Genomic DNA, 14,911 nt, shown 5'->3' on the forward strand with positions numbered 1-14,911 from the left:
ATAATAAGTTAATCAGCGTTATTTTTGCTTTCAATTTTGCTTGCATTCTCTGTTGCTATTTTTGCTTCATTCTGCGACTTAGACTTAGTTTTCACTATAGGGAGATATTTATAGCCACTGAACATGGCAGAAACTAGTGCGCTTTTTTCTCGTCTTTCAGCAATAATAACCCCTAAAATATGCAAAGGAATAAGCAATAAAAAACAGTAAAAAGCATATACATGCGCAGTAATAAAAGGTTTTCTTACATCTCGCATGGCTTGAAAAGATTCGGCATCTACATTCTCTTTCGAGTAAGGCTTTATTGCGGCTAAATTATCTTTATCAATGGCAATGCTTTCAGCGAAATAATGCCCAAAAGGTGGGTAGTAAATATCTGTACCGGCAATAACAAGACCTGAAATCATTTGTATTGTCATCACTGAAAGTAGTGCGAATACCATTAATTTACCGGCTGGGTTATGTCCTTTGTAAGTGAGATTTTTACCGTGCTTGAACGTAGCAAGTTCAGTTTTGAAGCCGCGATTGAAGGGCAGGGTTTTATGCCAGCGCTCGTAGCTTTTTCCAATGAACCCAATAACTAAACGAAAGATTAAATTACATCCAAAAACGTAACCTACAATTACATGCACTGTTTTTAACAACACTTTTCCATCGCCAGTGATACCAAAATTTTTGCTAAAAAAAATCATGGTACCTAACGCAATGAGTAAACTAATAGCAACGACATTAATCCAGTGAAAAAGTCTAATATTTCTACTCCAAACGAACACTTGCTCTCTTGCTACACTCATTTTAACTCCAGTATTCAATAGACATATTGTGGTTATATTATAGCGCTGCTAAACGTTAAATTGTAATTTAGCAGGGCGGCAAAGTGACTAATATTTGTGTTAACTTGTTCTATGTCAGTAAAACTGTGGTATTTTTAAAAATAGAAAATGTGAAAGTTAATGCGTGCTTTATGTTCGCGTATCTACAATAGATATTCACATTCCAATATATATCGAATTATCTTACACTCTAACTATCTGACATTACTTAAAATTTTACTATGGCTGCTGATCGCTTTATTCCTTATAGAAAACAAGATATTGTTGAAATGTGTGTGCGTGAGCTTAAGCTTGATGACTCATTATCATTTCGACAATTTTGTGACCTGCTGTCGAACTCATTGCATGTTGAATATCATAAAACCTTAGAGTCGTTAAAAAACGATTACGCACCCTTTGATCCTAATGCCGATACTAAACAGCTAGAACCTTATACCACAGAGCAAAAAGCGCAATGTCAGGCGAACTTTGCCAATAATTTTGCCGATGTTCTTAACGCGGCTAATTTTGAAAAAATTACCGAACAAGACCTACAAGATGCGTTAACAGAAGAGTCACTATTTAAGGTGAGGCTGGAAGTTGAATTTGACGACTTTGAACAAGTGGTTTTCTACCGTCGAGGCGAGTCACAAGTAACTGAAACCATAACTTCATTATTTGGCTTACGAAAACAAACGCTTAACTTTACTAACTACGATCGCGTAGCAATATTTATTACCTTTAAAGACCAAGCGCATTTCGATACGAAGAAAAAAACCTTAATGGGTTTTGAGCCAGGTTCAACCATAGTTAAGCTTTTTCAAAATGTGCCTAAAGCGGATTTAGAAATGTTATTTCCAAACAGCGAGGTGCGTATGCGACCCATTGATAAAGCTTTTATTGGTGCTTCAGCCGTGGTTGGTGGCGCTGTGGTGTTAGTCACTAAACTTGGCGCGTCAATTTTATTACTTGCTGCATTACTGGGATTTTGGATAGGCTGGCGCGAAGAAGCGGTAGAAATGACACAACAGCACTTTATTTCTTTTGCGCTTGGGCTAGGGGTTTTTGCTGGTTTTATATTTAAAGAGTGGAGTAAATTTAAGAACAGAAAAATTAAATTTATGAAGGCGCTTTCAGACAACCTTTATTTTAAAAATCTAGATAATAACGCCGGTGTTTTTCACACCTTAATTGATGCAGCAGAAGAAGAAGACTTTAAAGAAGCAATACTCGCTTATAGTTTTTTATTGAAAAGCCAAACTGGCCTAACGTCTCAAGCTTTAGATGAGGCGATAGAGTTATGGTTTAAAGATAAGTATCAATGTGAGCTAGATTTTGAAATTCCTGATGCATTGAATAAACTCGAGCGTATGCAATTGGTGGTATTAAAAAATGGTGTTTATCATGGTGTTGATTTAGTTCAGGCGAAAAAAACGTTAGATCATCATTGGGATAATATTTTTAACTACGCGTAACGCATGCCTTGAGTTAGCGAATAATGAGGCAGCTAAACGCTTTTTATCAATGAATTTATAGTGGTTTAGTTTTTGTAGATTATATTTTTATAGATGAGGTTTGAGTCGCTGAGTATTGCGCTAACATTAATGCACGTAGCCGAGATAAACCTTTACCTTTATTAACCGTTTTCCAGGCAAGAAATAAGTCAGTGTTTTGATGAACTTGCTCTGTTGTTAATGCCACTAATTCACCACTTATTAAATATGGTAGAACACGATCTTTTGGTAAAAACCCTACGCCAATACCCGCAACAATAGCTTCAATTTTATGCGCTACGCTAGCCACGTAAAAATGTCGGCTTTGGTCAATAATGTTTAATGACATAGGCACGGTATTTTTTGATGAGTCGTGTACGATGACAGTACGATAGTCAGCAATATCATTGTAGGTTATAGCCCGCGTAATATGGCTTAATTCATGTCCTTTAGCGGCAACTAAAACATTACTATGCTCGCTTATTTTTATCGCGCTAATACCTGCTTGAGTCGGCACAGGGCTTGGAGCTCCAATAAGCAGGTCGACTTTGTTTTCAACTAATGCTTCCCAAGAACCATTCATTACATGTTCGCATAGATCAATTTCTACATTCGGGTGCTCTTGAAGAAATAGTTGCAGGCATTGCATTATGGGCTCTATTGCCATAATGGAGTCAAAAGCGACTTTAATGCTGGGTTCCCAACCATGTGCAAGTGTTTGTGTTTGTTCGGTAATTTTACTCACTGCTTCGAGAACTTTTCTACCCTCTAATAGTAAATGTTGGCCAGCGGGTGTTAGTACTGAGCGCCTTCCTTGTCGAACGAATAAGGTTACTGAGAGTTGCTCTTCAAGTTTTTGAACTATGTAAGATAACGCTGAAGGTACTTTGTTTAATTGCTCGGCTGCTGCAGCAAAACTGCCCCTGTTATCAATCGCGTCGAGCACCAGCAAGGCTTCTAACGTTAACAGTGGTCCCTTCATATTTATAACCTTAAATAATTGTTCAAAATTTTTGAATGAATTAGACGAATTTTAGGGGTTATTCAATCTTATTACAACACATAGAATAGCCGCAACTTAAACAAATAAAGAGATTTATAAAGCCATGAACAGTTCAATTATTAAGAAAGTATTACAAACAAACCTCAGTACTTCTACCCTACCTTTACGCCTCATTGCAGGGGTTATTTTTTCGGCACATGGTGCACAGAAGTTATTTGCATGGTTTGGGGGTTACGGTCTCGAAGGCACTGGGCAATGGATGGACTCAATAGGGCTAGGACCAGGCTACTTAATGGCATTATTGGTTGGCAGCACGGAATTTTTTGGCGGTATACTTTTGATCTTAGGATTATTGACTCGACCTACGAGTGCGGTTTTGGCGATAACTATGGTGGTTGCTATTGTTAAAGTGCACTTAGCAAATGGTTTATTTATGTCGAACAATGGCTATGAGTTTGCTTTGGCTTTATTAGCGATGACCTTAGCATTAGCCATTTCAGGCGCTGGCAAGTACTCAGCAGATCAGCTTATTAGTAATCGACTTAAATAGCTCGGTTTTCGGTATTTAATGAAGAGTCCGTTGCTTAATTATCAACGGGCTATTGCCGTATAAAGGTGTAGAAAATGATTAAACATTATCCATTTCAACAGTTAGGTAAAGCTAAGTATGCTTGGTTAGATACGCATCATCATTTTAGTTTTGCACAATATTATAATCCCAGAAGAATGGGGTTTGGTCGTTTACGTGTAATTAATGATGACCGGATCGCAGCTTATAGTGGTTTTCCTGAACATCCGCACAAAAACATGGAAATTATTACCTTTGTACGTTCTGGGGCTATTTCTCATGAAGACAGTCGAGGAAACAAGGGCGTTACGGGGGCGGGTGAAGTACAAGTAATGAGTGCAGGTAAAGGCATTTGGCACTCAGAGTTTAATCAGGGCTCTCAAGCGGCAAGTATGTTTCAGATTTGGATCGAACCTAACAGTCATAATGTTGCGCCACGCTGGGACAGTATGGCATTTCCAAAAAAAGCAACGAATAGCCATTTACCTTTAGTTGTTTCGGGCTATGTGGAAGATCGCCAACAAGCATTATTTATTCAACAAGATGCACGTATATTTGCTGGAAAATTAGTAAAAGGCAGCGAGATAATTCATCAGATAACGCATCAAGCTTATGTTATTGCATCGCAAGGGCAATTTACTTTAGGCAATGGGCAGCAAATAGTTGAAATGGCAAAAGGTGATGGCGCAGAGGTAACTCAGCAAAAATTTGTTACTATTAAAGTTCAGCAAGACTGTGAAATTATTATTATTGATGTAGCTTAATTTTTAAGTTCAGCTACACCTTTAAAGAGTAAAATGGCGTTGCTGTGTAAATAATGATTTTTAGCTTAAGCAAATGTTGTCTTTGATACTTAACGAGGCAATACACTTTTAAAATATAACAGGCATAGATCGAAATAGGGCATGCCATATTTTAGATGAATTTAACGTAAGCTATACTAATACATTAATTTAACGTACTAAAAAACACATCATCAATATGATAGTATTTGTGGGTGTAACCTAACGTTCATTAACATGGAATTATTTTTTGACTTTACTTTTTATTTATTTAGCCGTTGCTATTGGCGTGTCATTTCTGTGCTCAGTGCTAGAAGCCGTATTATTATCAATAACGCCTAGCTTTGTTGAGCAATTGCAAACTAAGAAACCCAAACACGGTGCAGTTTTAGCAAAAGTAAAAACCCGGTTAGAAGAATCTCTTGCCAGTATTTTAATTCTTAACACCTTTGCTCATACCATGGGCGCGGCTGGTGTTGGTGCTCAGGCTATTGGTATATTTGGTGAGAAATGGGAAACCTTAATTGCCGTAATGCTGACCTTGGTTATTTTATATTTTTCAGAAATTATTCCTAAAACCTTAGGTGCCACTTTCTGGCGTAACTTAGCGGTACCTTCTGCCTATGTCATTACATGGTTAATCAGAATTGTTTACCCCTTGGTTTGGTTATCGACTCGCCTTACACGTTCGTTTAAAAAAGGTAAAGAAAACGAAATTACGCGCGAAGAAATTATTGCATTAGCGTCATTAGGTTATAAAGACGGTAGTTTGTTTTCTCAAGAAAATGAATACTTATCAAATATGCTAAATTTGCGAGAGTTGCGCACAGGCGATGTATTTACGCCTAGAACCGTTGTGCACATGTTGCATCAAGATATTACTGTTACCGATGCGCTTAACCACGAGCAAACAAAGCAGTTTACTCGCATACCTGTATACGGCAACACTATTGATGACATTACTGGCAAAGTCATTAAAGGTGATTTGTTTGAAGCTGAACGTAACGGTTTAGGCGGAGAAGCTATTAGTAAGTTTGTTTTACCGCTAAGCGCAGTATCAGAGAAACTACCCGTTCAGCAATTATTAGATTTGTTTATTAAAAATCGTATGCATATCTATGCTGTGGAAGATGAATATGGCCAAACTTCAGGCATTGTTACCTTAGAAGATGCCATTGAAACTTTACTAGGGCGAGAAATTGTTGACGAAAGCGATGCCGTGACTGACATGCAAGCACTGGCGCGCGATAAATATCGTGAAAGATTAAGAGAACTAAAACAAAATAATAATGAATAATCGGCTCCATTGTTCGATTAAAATATTAGTTTGAATACCCGTGCTAAAAATACCGAATTAGCGAGTTAATAACTTGGTATAAGTTAGACTTTATCGGGTATTTAAATTAAGAGTCGTTCACAAGTGAACCAAACTCATAACGATTACGTATAGCTCTTTATAATTTAAGGAGTAGTAAAAATGCGTTTTAAAATTTCTATATTGGTTTTACTTTTTTTATTAACTGGCTGTACTACTCAGTATGCTAATAAAGACATTACCGGTCAAACTTTCCCTGCTGTGGTTGGTACCACATTAGCGCAAAAGCCAGTGTCTATTCCTGGTGACTTTAATGATGAATTAACTTTGTTATTAATTGGTTATGTACAAAACTCTCAATTTGATATTGACCGCTGGTTAATTGCGTTAGATGTGACAAATACCAAGGTTAAGGTTTATGAAGTGCCAACGATTCAAGGCTTATTCCCTGAAATGTTTAGTACAGTTATCGATAATGGCATGCGAGCAGGAATACCAAAACCATTATGGCAAGGTGTGGTAACGATTTATGAAGACGGTGAAAAAATTCAAGCTTTTACAGGTAATGAAAATGCCGCAAATACGCGCGTAGTATTATTAAATAATAAAGGTGAAATATTATACTTTTACGATCAAGGTTTCGCTGTAGATGCCTTGAACGAATTAAGACTAGCGCTAGTGACTCAACAGTAAACCAACAAATAAGTGATAAGATAAAACCGCTACATGACGTTTATATAAAACATCATGTAGCGGTTTTTTTAATTCGATTATCGCATTAAAGAATAAAGTTAACGTAAAGCACTTATTACTATTTATAGGTAAAGGTAACTTTATCCATTTGTGCGATTAAGCCTTGTTGAGAAGGGGTAAAGGTTACTCGTTCAGTTTTGGCAATAGCATTACTGAGAATAATCTCCACATCTCCTTCCATTACGGTTTGACCATCTTTAAAAGATGCATGGCTAGATTTAGTCGATAGGTTTCCGTTGTTAAAGGCAATTCTGACATCGCCTGTATATGTACGAAGTTTACTGTCGGCTGATATTATTTGTGATTTAGCGGTTATTTCCATTTCATTAGCTGTTGAAATATTTGAAAAAGCACCGGATAAAATAAAGGTTGATAGCACTAGTTTTTTAAATAATTTCATCTTGATTCCCCTACCTAGATTCATTAAATACTGCTAAAGCTCAATAACACCATACTAAATTTTCGATGCATTGGTATAGTTAATTTGCAACATTCATAATAACTTCACAATAGCTATTTTAGTGATTGGCTTGTAATGCTTATTTTAAAAGCGCTATAGATATTTTGACGTGCTAAATTGTTTTTTTTACCTCAGAAAAATTTTAAAAATCGAACGCTGAATTAACGAAAGTATATGTGCTTAGCTCGATTGCGCAGTAAAGCCAATTCTAAATCCGCCCCAGTGCTTGCCATTAACATAAATTGGCGCAGAAACGTCATGCATTACTTCACCTGTGTCACGCTTGTATGTTTGTAGCAAAAATTTATTTGTGTGTGAGCCACAGCGGCTACCTGTACTGTCGTCAAATATGCGTTTTGTGCGATTATTCATAGTGTCGGTGGTAATATCACCGGTTAACGGCTTTGAGAAGCATTGATTGTGGGTTGGGAAATATCCGTTTATATCTACGGCTCCAGCGTAAACTATATCGGTGTTGTTTTGTAAAATAGACTCTTGAATGGCAGGTAAGTATTTGTCGGTAAAATCATCAAAACTACTATGGTATTTCTGCGGAGTAGTGTTGGCAATTTTTTGATAAGTAAAGTTAAAAAGATCTTGTTGATTGATGATATTCGCCTGTATTTTCTCAGCAAACATTTCGCCTACTTGCTGTGCTGCGGTTTGTGCTATTTGACAAGTTTTTTCGATATTAGAGCCAGTTTTAAACTCTGAAAGCTCAATAAATATTGACTCTGTACTTTGGCAAAGCTCAGCTGCTTTATCTGAAACAATATGAGTTTCTTGGCTTTTTTCGACTAAAAAATTATGCAAGTTTGTAATGGCTAAAGAAATTTCATTACTGGTAGTATTGTGCTCCTGAAGTGCGTCGCTTATATGATTACTCGCATCAGTCGACTCTTTCATTTGTTGGTTCACATCGCTCAATGAAGTGGCTAAAGGGCCCATGCTATTGACTATACGATGACTTTGCTCAACTACATGCGCCATTACATGGGTTGTTTGAGAGGTTTCTTCATTAATTTGGTTTAACATAGAGCCAATTTTTTCTGTTGCTTCAGCAGTTTTTGAGGCTAACGCTCTGACTTCATCAGCAACAACGGCAAAGCCACGGCCTTGTTCTCCAGCTCTTGCTGCTTCTATCGCGGCATTTAAAGCAAGTAAATTAGTTTGCCCTGAAATAGCATCTATTACATTTGTGATATTTTGAATTTCAGCGGCATTTTGAGACAGTGATTTAATTTTTTCGGCGGCATTATTCACGTCAGCATTTAATTGGTTTATAACTTCTACATTGTCATTCAGTTGCTCAGAGCTTGCCGAAGCTTCGGTCATAGCTTGGCTTGATTGCTTTGATGCGATGATCGAATTTTCGTTCATTACTTTAATGCTTATCGACATTTGATGTGCAGAACTTGCAAGGCGTTCAACATCTTTACTCGATAATTCAATAGCATTACTGAGTTGATCAAGAAAATAGCTGACCTCGGCAGAGTTAATGGCAAGTTTACTGGCTTTGTTATCGATATTTTTACCCGCCAGGCGTGTTTTATTGGCTTGCTGACTAAGGACACTCTGTAATGTGTCGTTAGCTGAAAGATCTAATTGTAAACTTGATATGAGGGTGTTTTGTTGCGCTTGGAGTGTCTTTTTTACACAAAAATTTATACTGAACAGGAGAATAAAAAAACTCACTATTGATATAGCCGCTATTAACAAACTTATGTTTTCGATAACCTCAGTTAATACGAACATGAGTAACGCAATTATAAAGGCGTTTATAAGTGCTAATGACGTGGCTAGGTGTCGAGCTGTAAACATATTATTCACCGCATATTTTTTTGATATATACCTTATTATAGTCTTAAGATAAAAATTGCCATTAGTACAAGCAATTATACTTTAGTCTGGAAAAAATTTATGCGTGAAAAGGAATAATTGGGGCTAGCTAATGTTCAAACTTACCTTGTTTTAGGTAATGGAGAACTTGCTCGATTACCGCGTCATTACGCATCATGAAAACATGGGTAGTGGGCATTTCAATATGATCATTCATGCCCTCGACCTTAGTACTCTCAACTGAAACTTTACCGTCATCTGTATCTGGGATAAGCGATGAGAGAATTAAATTTATACTTTGCGTGCCGGCAATTATGCCAACATCAAAATTAGCTTTACCTAACTGATTAGGTACGCTCAATGCGCCTGTACCTAATTGCATGCCGGCGTCGCCATTAACTAGATGAAACCCAGGTATATTACTCAGTTTATCAACAATCTCGGTGCCTTTATTGGGCGGACCTAACATCACGACTTTATTTAAGTTTTTAACCGTATGATTACTTAAAAATTGTCGCACTAGAATGCCACCCATTGAATGCGTAACAAAGCTTACAGGCATACCCTCGCACTGTAGTAATGCGTCTGAAATGGTTTTTTCTGCCAGTTGCTCAATAGAGTATGAGCGTGAAGGATAATCAATGTTCAACACTTTATATCCTTGAGCGGTTAAGCGTTCTGCCATTTTATCCATGGAATGTGCTGAGCGAGCTAAACCATGCAATAAAATTACACATTCATTCTCTAAGCTGTTTTTATCGTTCACGGGGTGTTCCAATTTCATTGCCATAAGCATGCTAATTCAGCAGGACTACGGCTAAAATATAAATAACAATTTTACAAAACCAACATTAAAATGCCATGTTGGTTTTGCTTAGGAAACTAAAGCGCTAATTCAATTGAAATAGGGCAGTGGTCACTCAAGGTTTGGCTAAGTTCGCGGGTATATTTTTGTTCAAATACTAGCTGTTCAAATGAATTTACCACGTATTGTGCTTTGGCTTTTGGATCAAAAATTATATGGTCGATATAGTCTTTATAATAACCACCCCAACATTTTGATTCAGCCGCAATCGTAGGTGCCCAAAGGGTTTCTGCACCTTCGTCATTAATGGTTTGCCATAGGCCTTGTATTTCACTGAAGTTTAATGAAATATCTTTAACAAAACGACGATTAAAATCGCCTAATAAAATAAAAGGTACACCTTCTTTAGCGCGCGCATCAACCCATGCTTCTAAAGGAATAGCTTGTTTGGCAAGTTCTGCACAAGCGGTTTTGGCATAAACTTCTTTTTCATTGCTGTTTGGCATGCTTGCAATGCTTGTTTGGTCTAGCGCTTTATCAAAACAGCCTGATTTCATGTGTACTGCTAATAACCGCACACTTTTACCATCTTTAGTTAAGGTAACGTCCATACCTCGACGTGCTAATCCTTGATCTAGTTCTTTATATTCAATCGCTGTGGCTTTATAGCCACTGCTTTTTCTAACCGCAACACCTACACGTTGCACCCAGTCTTTAGTGGTAAAGAAATAGTCGTATTCATCACCAAACACTTTTGCCGCCCACTTTGCACTTTCAACTTCTTGCAGGGCAATAACATCAGCATCTAACTCACGAGCATAGCGGGCTAGTTTCTGATAATCAGTGTCTTTACGCTGATTATATTCATGCGAGCCTAACCAAGCGATATTCCATGAGGCTACTTTTAAAGTCTCAGCAAAGCTATTAATACTTACTATCGAGAGTACTAGCACAAATAGGCTAATTAATTTTGTCATGTCATTATTCTAAACGTTACATTGGGCAGCTATAGTAACCGCAGCGCAGTTAAATTCAAATTAACCAATTAAAAAAATTGTAATATTATTTTTCGCTGCAAATTGTTGTCGATAATCTACTTTTATCTAGTTTGAAATTAATTAATTTATTTTAACCCCATTTGTACAAGTTAATCGTTTTACTCATAAGTTAGATACTGGCCACTGACTTAGCGTGTGTTCACACCTCTTTAATTTATATCACTTTAAAATTATCAAATATTGGGGTAAAACGATGAAAAATATAATAACGATAACAGCGCTTGCGGGTGCAACAACCTTTGGTTTATTTGCTTTTATGGCATACTTGGTCAATAACGATCAAGTATTACCACCTGAAGCACAACCGAGCTTAATTGTTGAGGTGGCTCAATTGCCTGAGGAACGTCCGGCTGAAGTTAAGCCTGTATTTAAAAATAATCCTCCGCCAGCACCTAAACCTATGCCAAAAACTTTTGAGCCCGTAATAGAAACAAGTGTTATAGGAGATTATAAGTATGATAATCAGGGGATTAAAGTAGCAAGCTCTAATACTAGCTTGCTACTAAATAATAATAAGCGCGATAGTGATGCTCGACCTATTGTACGCATTAATCCAAAATATCCCCCTGTTGCGGCAAGAGAAGGTATTGAAGGCTGGGTTAAGTTGCGATTTGATATTGATGCCTTAGGCGGTGTTACTAATATTGAAGTTATTGACGCAGAACCAAAGCGTGTGTTTAATCAAGCCGCTAAACAAGCGTTAAGAAAGTGGAAGTATCGCGCAAAATCAGAAGCTGGAGAAACCACTATTCAGCAAGGCTTAACAGTACAGCTAGCGTTTAATATGGAACAACAAAGTTAGGATCATAATTTGCAGTTACCTTCGATGATAAAAGGTTGGTACAACCCAAAATCTAGCCCTGAAAAGTTGCTGGCAAGTTATTTGGCAACCGGTAAAAACAAATATTTGTCTTTGCTGGTTGCACAATTTCATCTGTCGTTATATCACTATGTGTTGAGTCAATCTAATAAAGAGTTAGCTGAAGATATAGTGCAAACAACTTGGCTAAAAGTTATGCAAACACAGGGGCGTAACAAAGCTCAAACCAATGTAAAAAGTTGGTTGTTCACCATTGCAAGAAATAGCCTAATTGATGAGTTTCGTCGTCAAAAAAAATGGCAGGTTCAATTGTTAGATGAAAATAAAGTGCTAACAGAAAACCTGGAGAAATCTATTCAAGCTGCTGATAGATTAACGCAATTTAATGCTGCACTAGAACAATTGCCTTTTTTACAAAAGGAGGCTTTTATCTTTCAGCAAGAGGGCTTTTCAGTGTTAGAAATATCAATGTTAACCGACGATAGCTTTGAAACTATTAAAAGCCGTTTACGTTATGCACGCAATAATTTACACCACTTAATAGGAAGTCAGTCATGAGTGCCGATAGCTTCGATAAAGAGCTTTCTGGGCTTTATCAACAAAGAAAAGATCAAATTAAAGCCCCAGAACTCGTGGGAGATAGCACTAAAAAAATGCATGTAAAGCGCTCCCCTTGGCACACGTTAGCCTTGCTTTTAACTGGTGGGGCAGCGTCTTTTGGTATTATGGCGATAGTCACTCATTTTGCCGCACCACCTGCGCACAATAGTGCTAAGCATTACCAACCACACTCTGTTCGAATAATTGAATTAGGCGAGGTTAAACCTCAAGCTGAAGCATTATTACCCGTTACTCCTAGGTTACCGCCTCAACCAGAGAGTTTGCCACCAAAAACGTTAGGAAATAGCCTTGTTAAGCAAGAACAAATTGTGTTGTTAAAAGCAGAATTACCCGCTCAAAAAGTGTTTAACCCGTTGGTTAAAATACCCAAGATTAATGCAAAATTAGTTGCGATTAACCCGATACATAAAGTGATGCCTGAATATCCTAAATCAGCACTTCATGAACAAAAGTCAGGCACGGTAAAATTGCAATATATTATTTCAGATGAGGGCAAAGCCGTTGATATTACAAATTTAAATAAGCAAGTCGATCGCGTGCTAGTTCGTTCAGCAAAAAAAGCATTAACACAGTGGCGCTACGCTAAAGAAAATAGCAGTAGCCAAATACTTGAGGTTGAATTCGAATTTAATCTTGAAAAATAGCCATTAATTTACCTTAATTAAATCAGTGGCATAGGTTCGTATAAGTAGAGATAGGTATAAAAAACGATAATTTCGTAACATTCACAGTGTTTTATTTTTTAGGCCTTCTATTTTTACTATTTCTTAAAGCGATAATTCCCTTTTCGTAATAAATGTATTGTCCAAATAAGTCCCGTTAAGGTTAGCCACAAGGTGATAAAAGCGAACAACTTAATTTGAACCGTGTTGAAGTTGCCCGCGCTACCGTAATCCATAAAATGTAACATATAGAAAAAATCTGCAAAGCGTTTATCGCTGTTACTATGTCCAATAACACGCCCTGAGCCTTGTTCAACGTAGACACTGGTAGCTAATTTGTCATTAAAATTAACTTGCCAGCTGGGATTTTTGTGCTTAATAAAATCGGCGATAGGTGGGGTGATTAACGTAGCTGAAGTTATGTCACCTGGGCCATTATAACTTGCCTTGGCAATCGCAATAGCTAATGGCTTATCCACTAAGGTTAACTGGCCTGTGACGGCGTTCACGATATGGTAATTATTGCTAAAGTGACGATATAAACCTTGTTGTTGAGTTAACAAGTAATAAGGCTGTGAGAGAATACTGGTTTGATTAAGCTCAATAGTGTTTGGATAAGCGTTTAATAAATGTTCAACCGGTATTAAATTTACGTTTAGGCTAACTGTTGGCGTTAAAGCTTGACGATAAGTATTACCACGGGCTTTTTGATGATCGATTACATTGAATACTAAACCGCTAACGACCCAAATAATAACTTGTAAGCCAACGAGCAAAGAGGCCCATTTATGAATCTTTCTTATCCAGATAATCATGACTTACCTCCAACAGAAGAGCGACTGCTAGGTCTTTTTTTCTTGGATTTACCTAAGGTTTTTCGAGTATTTAATCTTGGTTTTATTGCTTTAAAGTAAGTTAATACTAAGCCACTGAATACGGCAAAAATCGCAAGTATGGCGATAAAAAATAACAGCCAATTGCCAGCGTTTTCTTCGTCACCATAATCCATAATATGTAGGCGAAACATCCAATCAAAAATATACCAAAATCGATGTCGTTTACTGACCACTTTGCCGTTATTAGCTGAAATGAATAATGCAGGCGCAGAGAAGTGATCAAAGTCGACTTGCCAAACCGGTAGGTGCCGCGCCGATAAGCCAAACTCTGGGTTTGCTAAAATGAGTTTGGCATTAAGTACATCTTCCTTACCCGCGTAATGATATTTTGCTACTTCAATTGCAGTACTTTTATTTAACGGGGATAGCTTTTCACCGTTACTTGCATCAATAATAAATTGCTGTTTTGCTATCTTGAAGCGATACACTTCTCGGTCAACCAACAAGCCAACACTTAAATTTTTAGCATCGGGGTATTTTTTAAATAGCTTAGCGGTAGCGTATGTTAAGTTTTCTGGCTTTATGGCCTTTTGATGCGCAACTACCAAGCTATCGCCATGGATATAGTCAATATCAAAAAACACCATATATGCGCCAGTAACGGACCATATAACAAACTGAACACCAATAAATAGCATCAACCATTTGTGAATCTTATGACTCAAATTAAATAACTTAAATGGTCTTTTTATAGATTTAGTTTGGGATTTATTTGTTTTATTAATATTTTTATCCACTACAATTCCATTAAAAGGTGGTTTTGAACTTATATTTCTAATTAGATTTTGTTCACTAAACGGCTATTTACAACAGTCTATCGCTTGTTAATATTGGTTGTAAGTCTATTGTCATCATGATTAAAAAGTGCAATAAATCAGCCACAATAAAATTATAAACAGCTGATTACAAGGTAAACTATATAAAAGTTTGGTTGTTTTTCCGGCGCTTACGTTTACGATAATATAACAACCGCGGTAATTATCCTGAAAACTCGTTATTATATAAATCACTATTTTTATTAGAG

General features: G+C 37.1%; 16 protein-coding genes. 8 read left to right on the forward strand and 8 right to left on the reverse strand.

Annotated elements, in window-relative coordinates:
* Positions 1-8: 8 nt before the first annotated feature.
* Complete coding sequence (locus B6A32_RS08915) at positions 9-794, reverse strand: cytochrome b/b6 domain-containing protein (RefSeq protein ID WP_085303065.1); 786 nt, start codon at positions 792-794, stop codon at positions 9-11.
* A 260-nt stretch (positions 795-1,054) separates the two neighbouring features.
* Between B6A32_RS08915 and B6A32_RS08920 the strand changes: the two genes are divergently transcribed.
* Positions 1,055-2,287 carry a TMEM143 family protein gene (locus tag B6A32_RS08920; RefSeq protein WP_085303067.1) on the forward strand — a complete coding sequence of 411 codons (1,233 nt, stop codon included), beginning with the start codon at positions 1,055-1,057 and terminating at the stop codon, positions 2,285-2,287.
* A 79-nt stretch (positions 2,288-2,366) separates the two neighbouring features.
* On the opposite strand, the gene B6A32_RS08925 is transcribed toward B6A32_RS08920, so the two are convergent.
* Positions 2,367-3,287, reverse strand: coding sequence for a LysR substrate-binding domain-containing protein (locus B6A32_RS08925; RefSeq protein ID WP_085303069.1), 921 nt, complete (start codon positions 3,285-3,287; stop codon positions 2,367-2,369).
* Positions 3,288-3,411: 124 nt separating this feature from the next.
* Between B6A32_RS08925 and B6A32_RS08930 the strand changes: the two genes are divergently transcribed.
* The 4 genes from B6A32_RS08930 to B6A32_RS08945 all read left to right on the forward strand — a co-directional run bounded on the left by B6A32_RS08930 (position 3,412) and on the right by B6A32_RS08945 (position 6,666).
* Positions 3,412-3,858, forward strand: coding sequence for a DoxX family protein (locus B6A32_RS08930; protein ID WP_085303071.1), 447 nt, complete (start codon positions 3,412-3,414; stop codon positions 3,856-3,858).
* 74 nt (positions 3,859-3,932) lie between these two features.
* Positions 3,933-4,640, forward strand: a complete 708-nt coding sequence (locus B6A32_RS08935) for a pirin family protein (RefSeq protein ID WP_085303073.1) — start codon at positions 3,933-3,935, stop codon at positions 4,638-4,640.
* 268 nt (positions 4,641-4,908) lie between these two features.
* The gene (locus B6A32_RS08940; protein WP_085303075.1) at positions 4,909-5,955 is read left to right on the forward strand and encodes a CNNM domain-containing protein; all 1,047 of its coding nucleotides are present in this window, start codon (positions 4,909-4,911) and stop codon (positions 5,953-5,955) included.
* A 180-nt stretch (positions 5,956-6,135) separates the two neighbouring features.
* Complete coding sequence (locus B6A32_RS08945; RefSeq protein WP_085303077.1) at positions 6,136-6,666, forward strand: hypothetical protein; 531 nt, start codon at positions 6,136-6,138, stop codon at positions 6,664-6,666.
* 118 nt (positions 6,667-6,784) lie between these two features.
* Here the strand turns inward: B6A32_RS08945 and B6A32_RS08950 are convergent, their stop codons facing one another.
* The 4 genes from B6A32_RS08950 to B6A32_RS08965 form a co-directional block, all read right to left on the reverse strand.
* Positions 6,785-7,126: a hypothetical protein gene (locus tag B6A32_RS08950; protein ID WP_085303079.1), complete on the reverse strand. Its 342-nt coding sequence runs from the start codon at positions 7,124-7,126 to the stop codon at positions 6,785-6,787.
* A gap of 240 nt (positions 7,127-7,366) precedes the next feature.
* A complete protein-coding gene (locus tag B6A32_RS08955; RefSeq protein WP_085303081.1) occupies positions 7,367-9,007 on the reverse strand; it encodes a methyl-accepting chemotaxis protein in 1,641 nt (546 codons plus the stop codon).
* A 127-nt stretch (positions 9,008-9,134) separates the two neighbouring features.
* Positions 9,135-9,791, reverse strand: a complete 657-nt coding sequence (locus B6A32_RS08960) for an esterase/lipase family protein (protein WP_233131360.1) — start codon at positions 9,789-9,791, stop codon at positions 9,135-9,137.
* A 116-nt stretch (positions 9,792-9,907) separates the two neighbouring features.
* On the reverse strand, positions 9,908-10,807 hold the full coding sequence (locus B6A32_RS08965) for an endonuclease/exonuclease/phosphatase family protein (RefSeq protein WP_085303085.1): 900 nt from the start codon (positions 10,805-10,807) through the stop codon (positions 9,908-9,910).
* A gap of 274 nt (positions 10,808-11,081) precedes the next feature.
* Between B6A32_RS08965 and B6A32_RS08970 the strand changes: the two genes are divergently transcribed.
* The 3 genes from B6A32_RS08970 to B6A32_RS08980 are packed head-to-tail and all read left to right on the forward strand — an operon-like array spanning position 11,082 to position 12,973.
* Complete coding sequence (locus tag B6A32_RS08970) at positions 11,082-11,690, forward strand: TonB family protein (RefSeq protein ID WP_085303087.1); 609 nt, start codon at positions 11,082-11,084, stop codon at positions 11,688-11,690.
* 9 nt (positions 11,691-11,699) lie between these two features.
* Positions 11,700-12,266: a sigma-70 family RNA polymerase sigma factor gene (locus tag B6A32_RS08975; RefSeq protein ID WP_233131361.1), complete on the forward strand. Its 567-nt coding sequence runs from the start codon at positions 11,700-11,702 to the stop codon at positions 12,264-12,266.
* Positions 12,263-12,973: an energy transducer TonB gene (locus B6A32_RS08980; RefSeq protein WP_085303090.1), complete on the forward strand. Its 711-nt coding sequence runs from the start codon at positions 12,263-12,265 to the stop codon at positions 12,971-12,973. Before B6A32_RS08975 ends, B6A32_RS08980 begins: the two co-directional genes overlap by 4 nt.
* A gap of 116 nt (positions 12,974-13,089) precedes the next feature.
* Here the strand turns inward: B6A32_RS08980 and B6A32_RS08985 are convergent, their stop codons facing one another.
* Both B6A32_RS08985 and B6A32_RS08990 read right to left on the reverse strand, forming a co-directional pair.
* Complete coding sequence (locus B6A32_RS08985; protein WP_085303092.1) at positions 13,090-13,806, reverse strand: PepSY domain-containing protein; 717 nt, start codon at positions 13,804-13,806, stop codon at positions 13,090-13,092.
* Entirely contained in the window at positions 13,803-14,552 is a 750-nt protein-coding gene (locus tag B6A32_RS08990; protein WP_233131362.1) for a PepSY-associated TM helix domain-containing protein, read from the reverse strand. Before B6A32_RS08990 ends, B6A32_RS08985 begins: the two co-directional genes overlap by 4 nt.
* Between the last annotated feature and the right edge of the window lie 359 nt (positions 14,553-14,911).

It is taken from the genome of Colwellia polaris (assembly GCF_002104515.1).
Classification (GTDB): Bacteria; Pseudomonadota; Gammaproteobacteria; order Enterobacterales; family Alteromonadaceae; genus Cognaticolwellia; species Cognaticolwellia polaris.

Bases quoted from the DNA above. Each gene is read 5' to 3' on its own strand.
- B6A32_RS08915 (WP_085303065.1), bottom strand. From the start codon at position 794: ATGAGTGTAGCAAGAGAGCAAGTGTTCGTTTGGAGTAGAAATATTAGA.
- B6A32_RS08920 (WP_085303067.1), top strand. From the start codon at position 1,055: ATGGCTGCTGATCGCTTTATTCCTTATAGAAAACAAGATATTGTTGAA.
- B6A32_RS08925 (WP_085303069.1), bottom strand. From the start codon at position 3,287: ATGAAGGGACCACTGTTAACGTTAGAAGCCTTGCTGGTGCTCGACGCG.
- B6A32_RS08930 (WP_085303071.1), top strand. From the start codon at position 3,412: ATGAACAGTTCAATTATTAAGAAAGTATTACAAACAAACCTCAGTACT.
- B6A32_RS08935 (WP_085303073.1), top strand. From the start codon at position 3,933: ATGATTAAACATTATCCATTTCAACAGTTAGGTAAAGCTAAGTATGCT.
- B6A32_RS08945 (WP_085303077.1), top strand. From the start codon at position 6,136: ATGCGTTTTAAAATTTCTATATTGGTTTTACTTTTTTTATTAACTGGC.
- B6A32_RS08950 (WP_085303079.1), bottom strand. From the start codon at position 7,126: ATGAAATTATTTAAAAAACTAGTGCTATCAACCTTTATTTTATCCGGT.
- B6A32_RS08955 (WP_085303081.1), bottom strand. From the start codon at position 9,007: ATGTTTACAGCTCGACACCTAGCCACGTCATTAGCACTTATAAACGCC.
- B6A32_RS08965 (WP_085303085.1), bottom strand. From the start codon at position 10,807: ATGACAAAATTAATTAGCCTATTTGTGCTAGTACTCTCGATAGTAAGT.
- B6A32_RS08970 (WP_085303087.1), top strand. From the start codon at position 11,082: ATGAAAAATATAATAACGATAACAGCGCTTGCGGGTGCAACAACCTTT.
- B6A32_RS08980 (WP_085303090.1), top strand. From the start codon at position 12,263: ATGAGTGCCGATAGCTTCGATAAAGAGCTTTCTGGGCTTTATCAACAA.
- B6A32_RS08985 (WP_085303092.1), bottom strand. From the start codon at position 13,806: ATGATTATCTGGATAAGAAAGATTCATAAATGGGCCTCTTTGCTCGTT.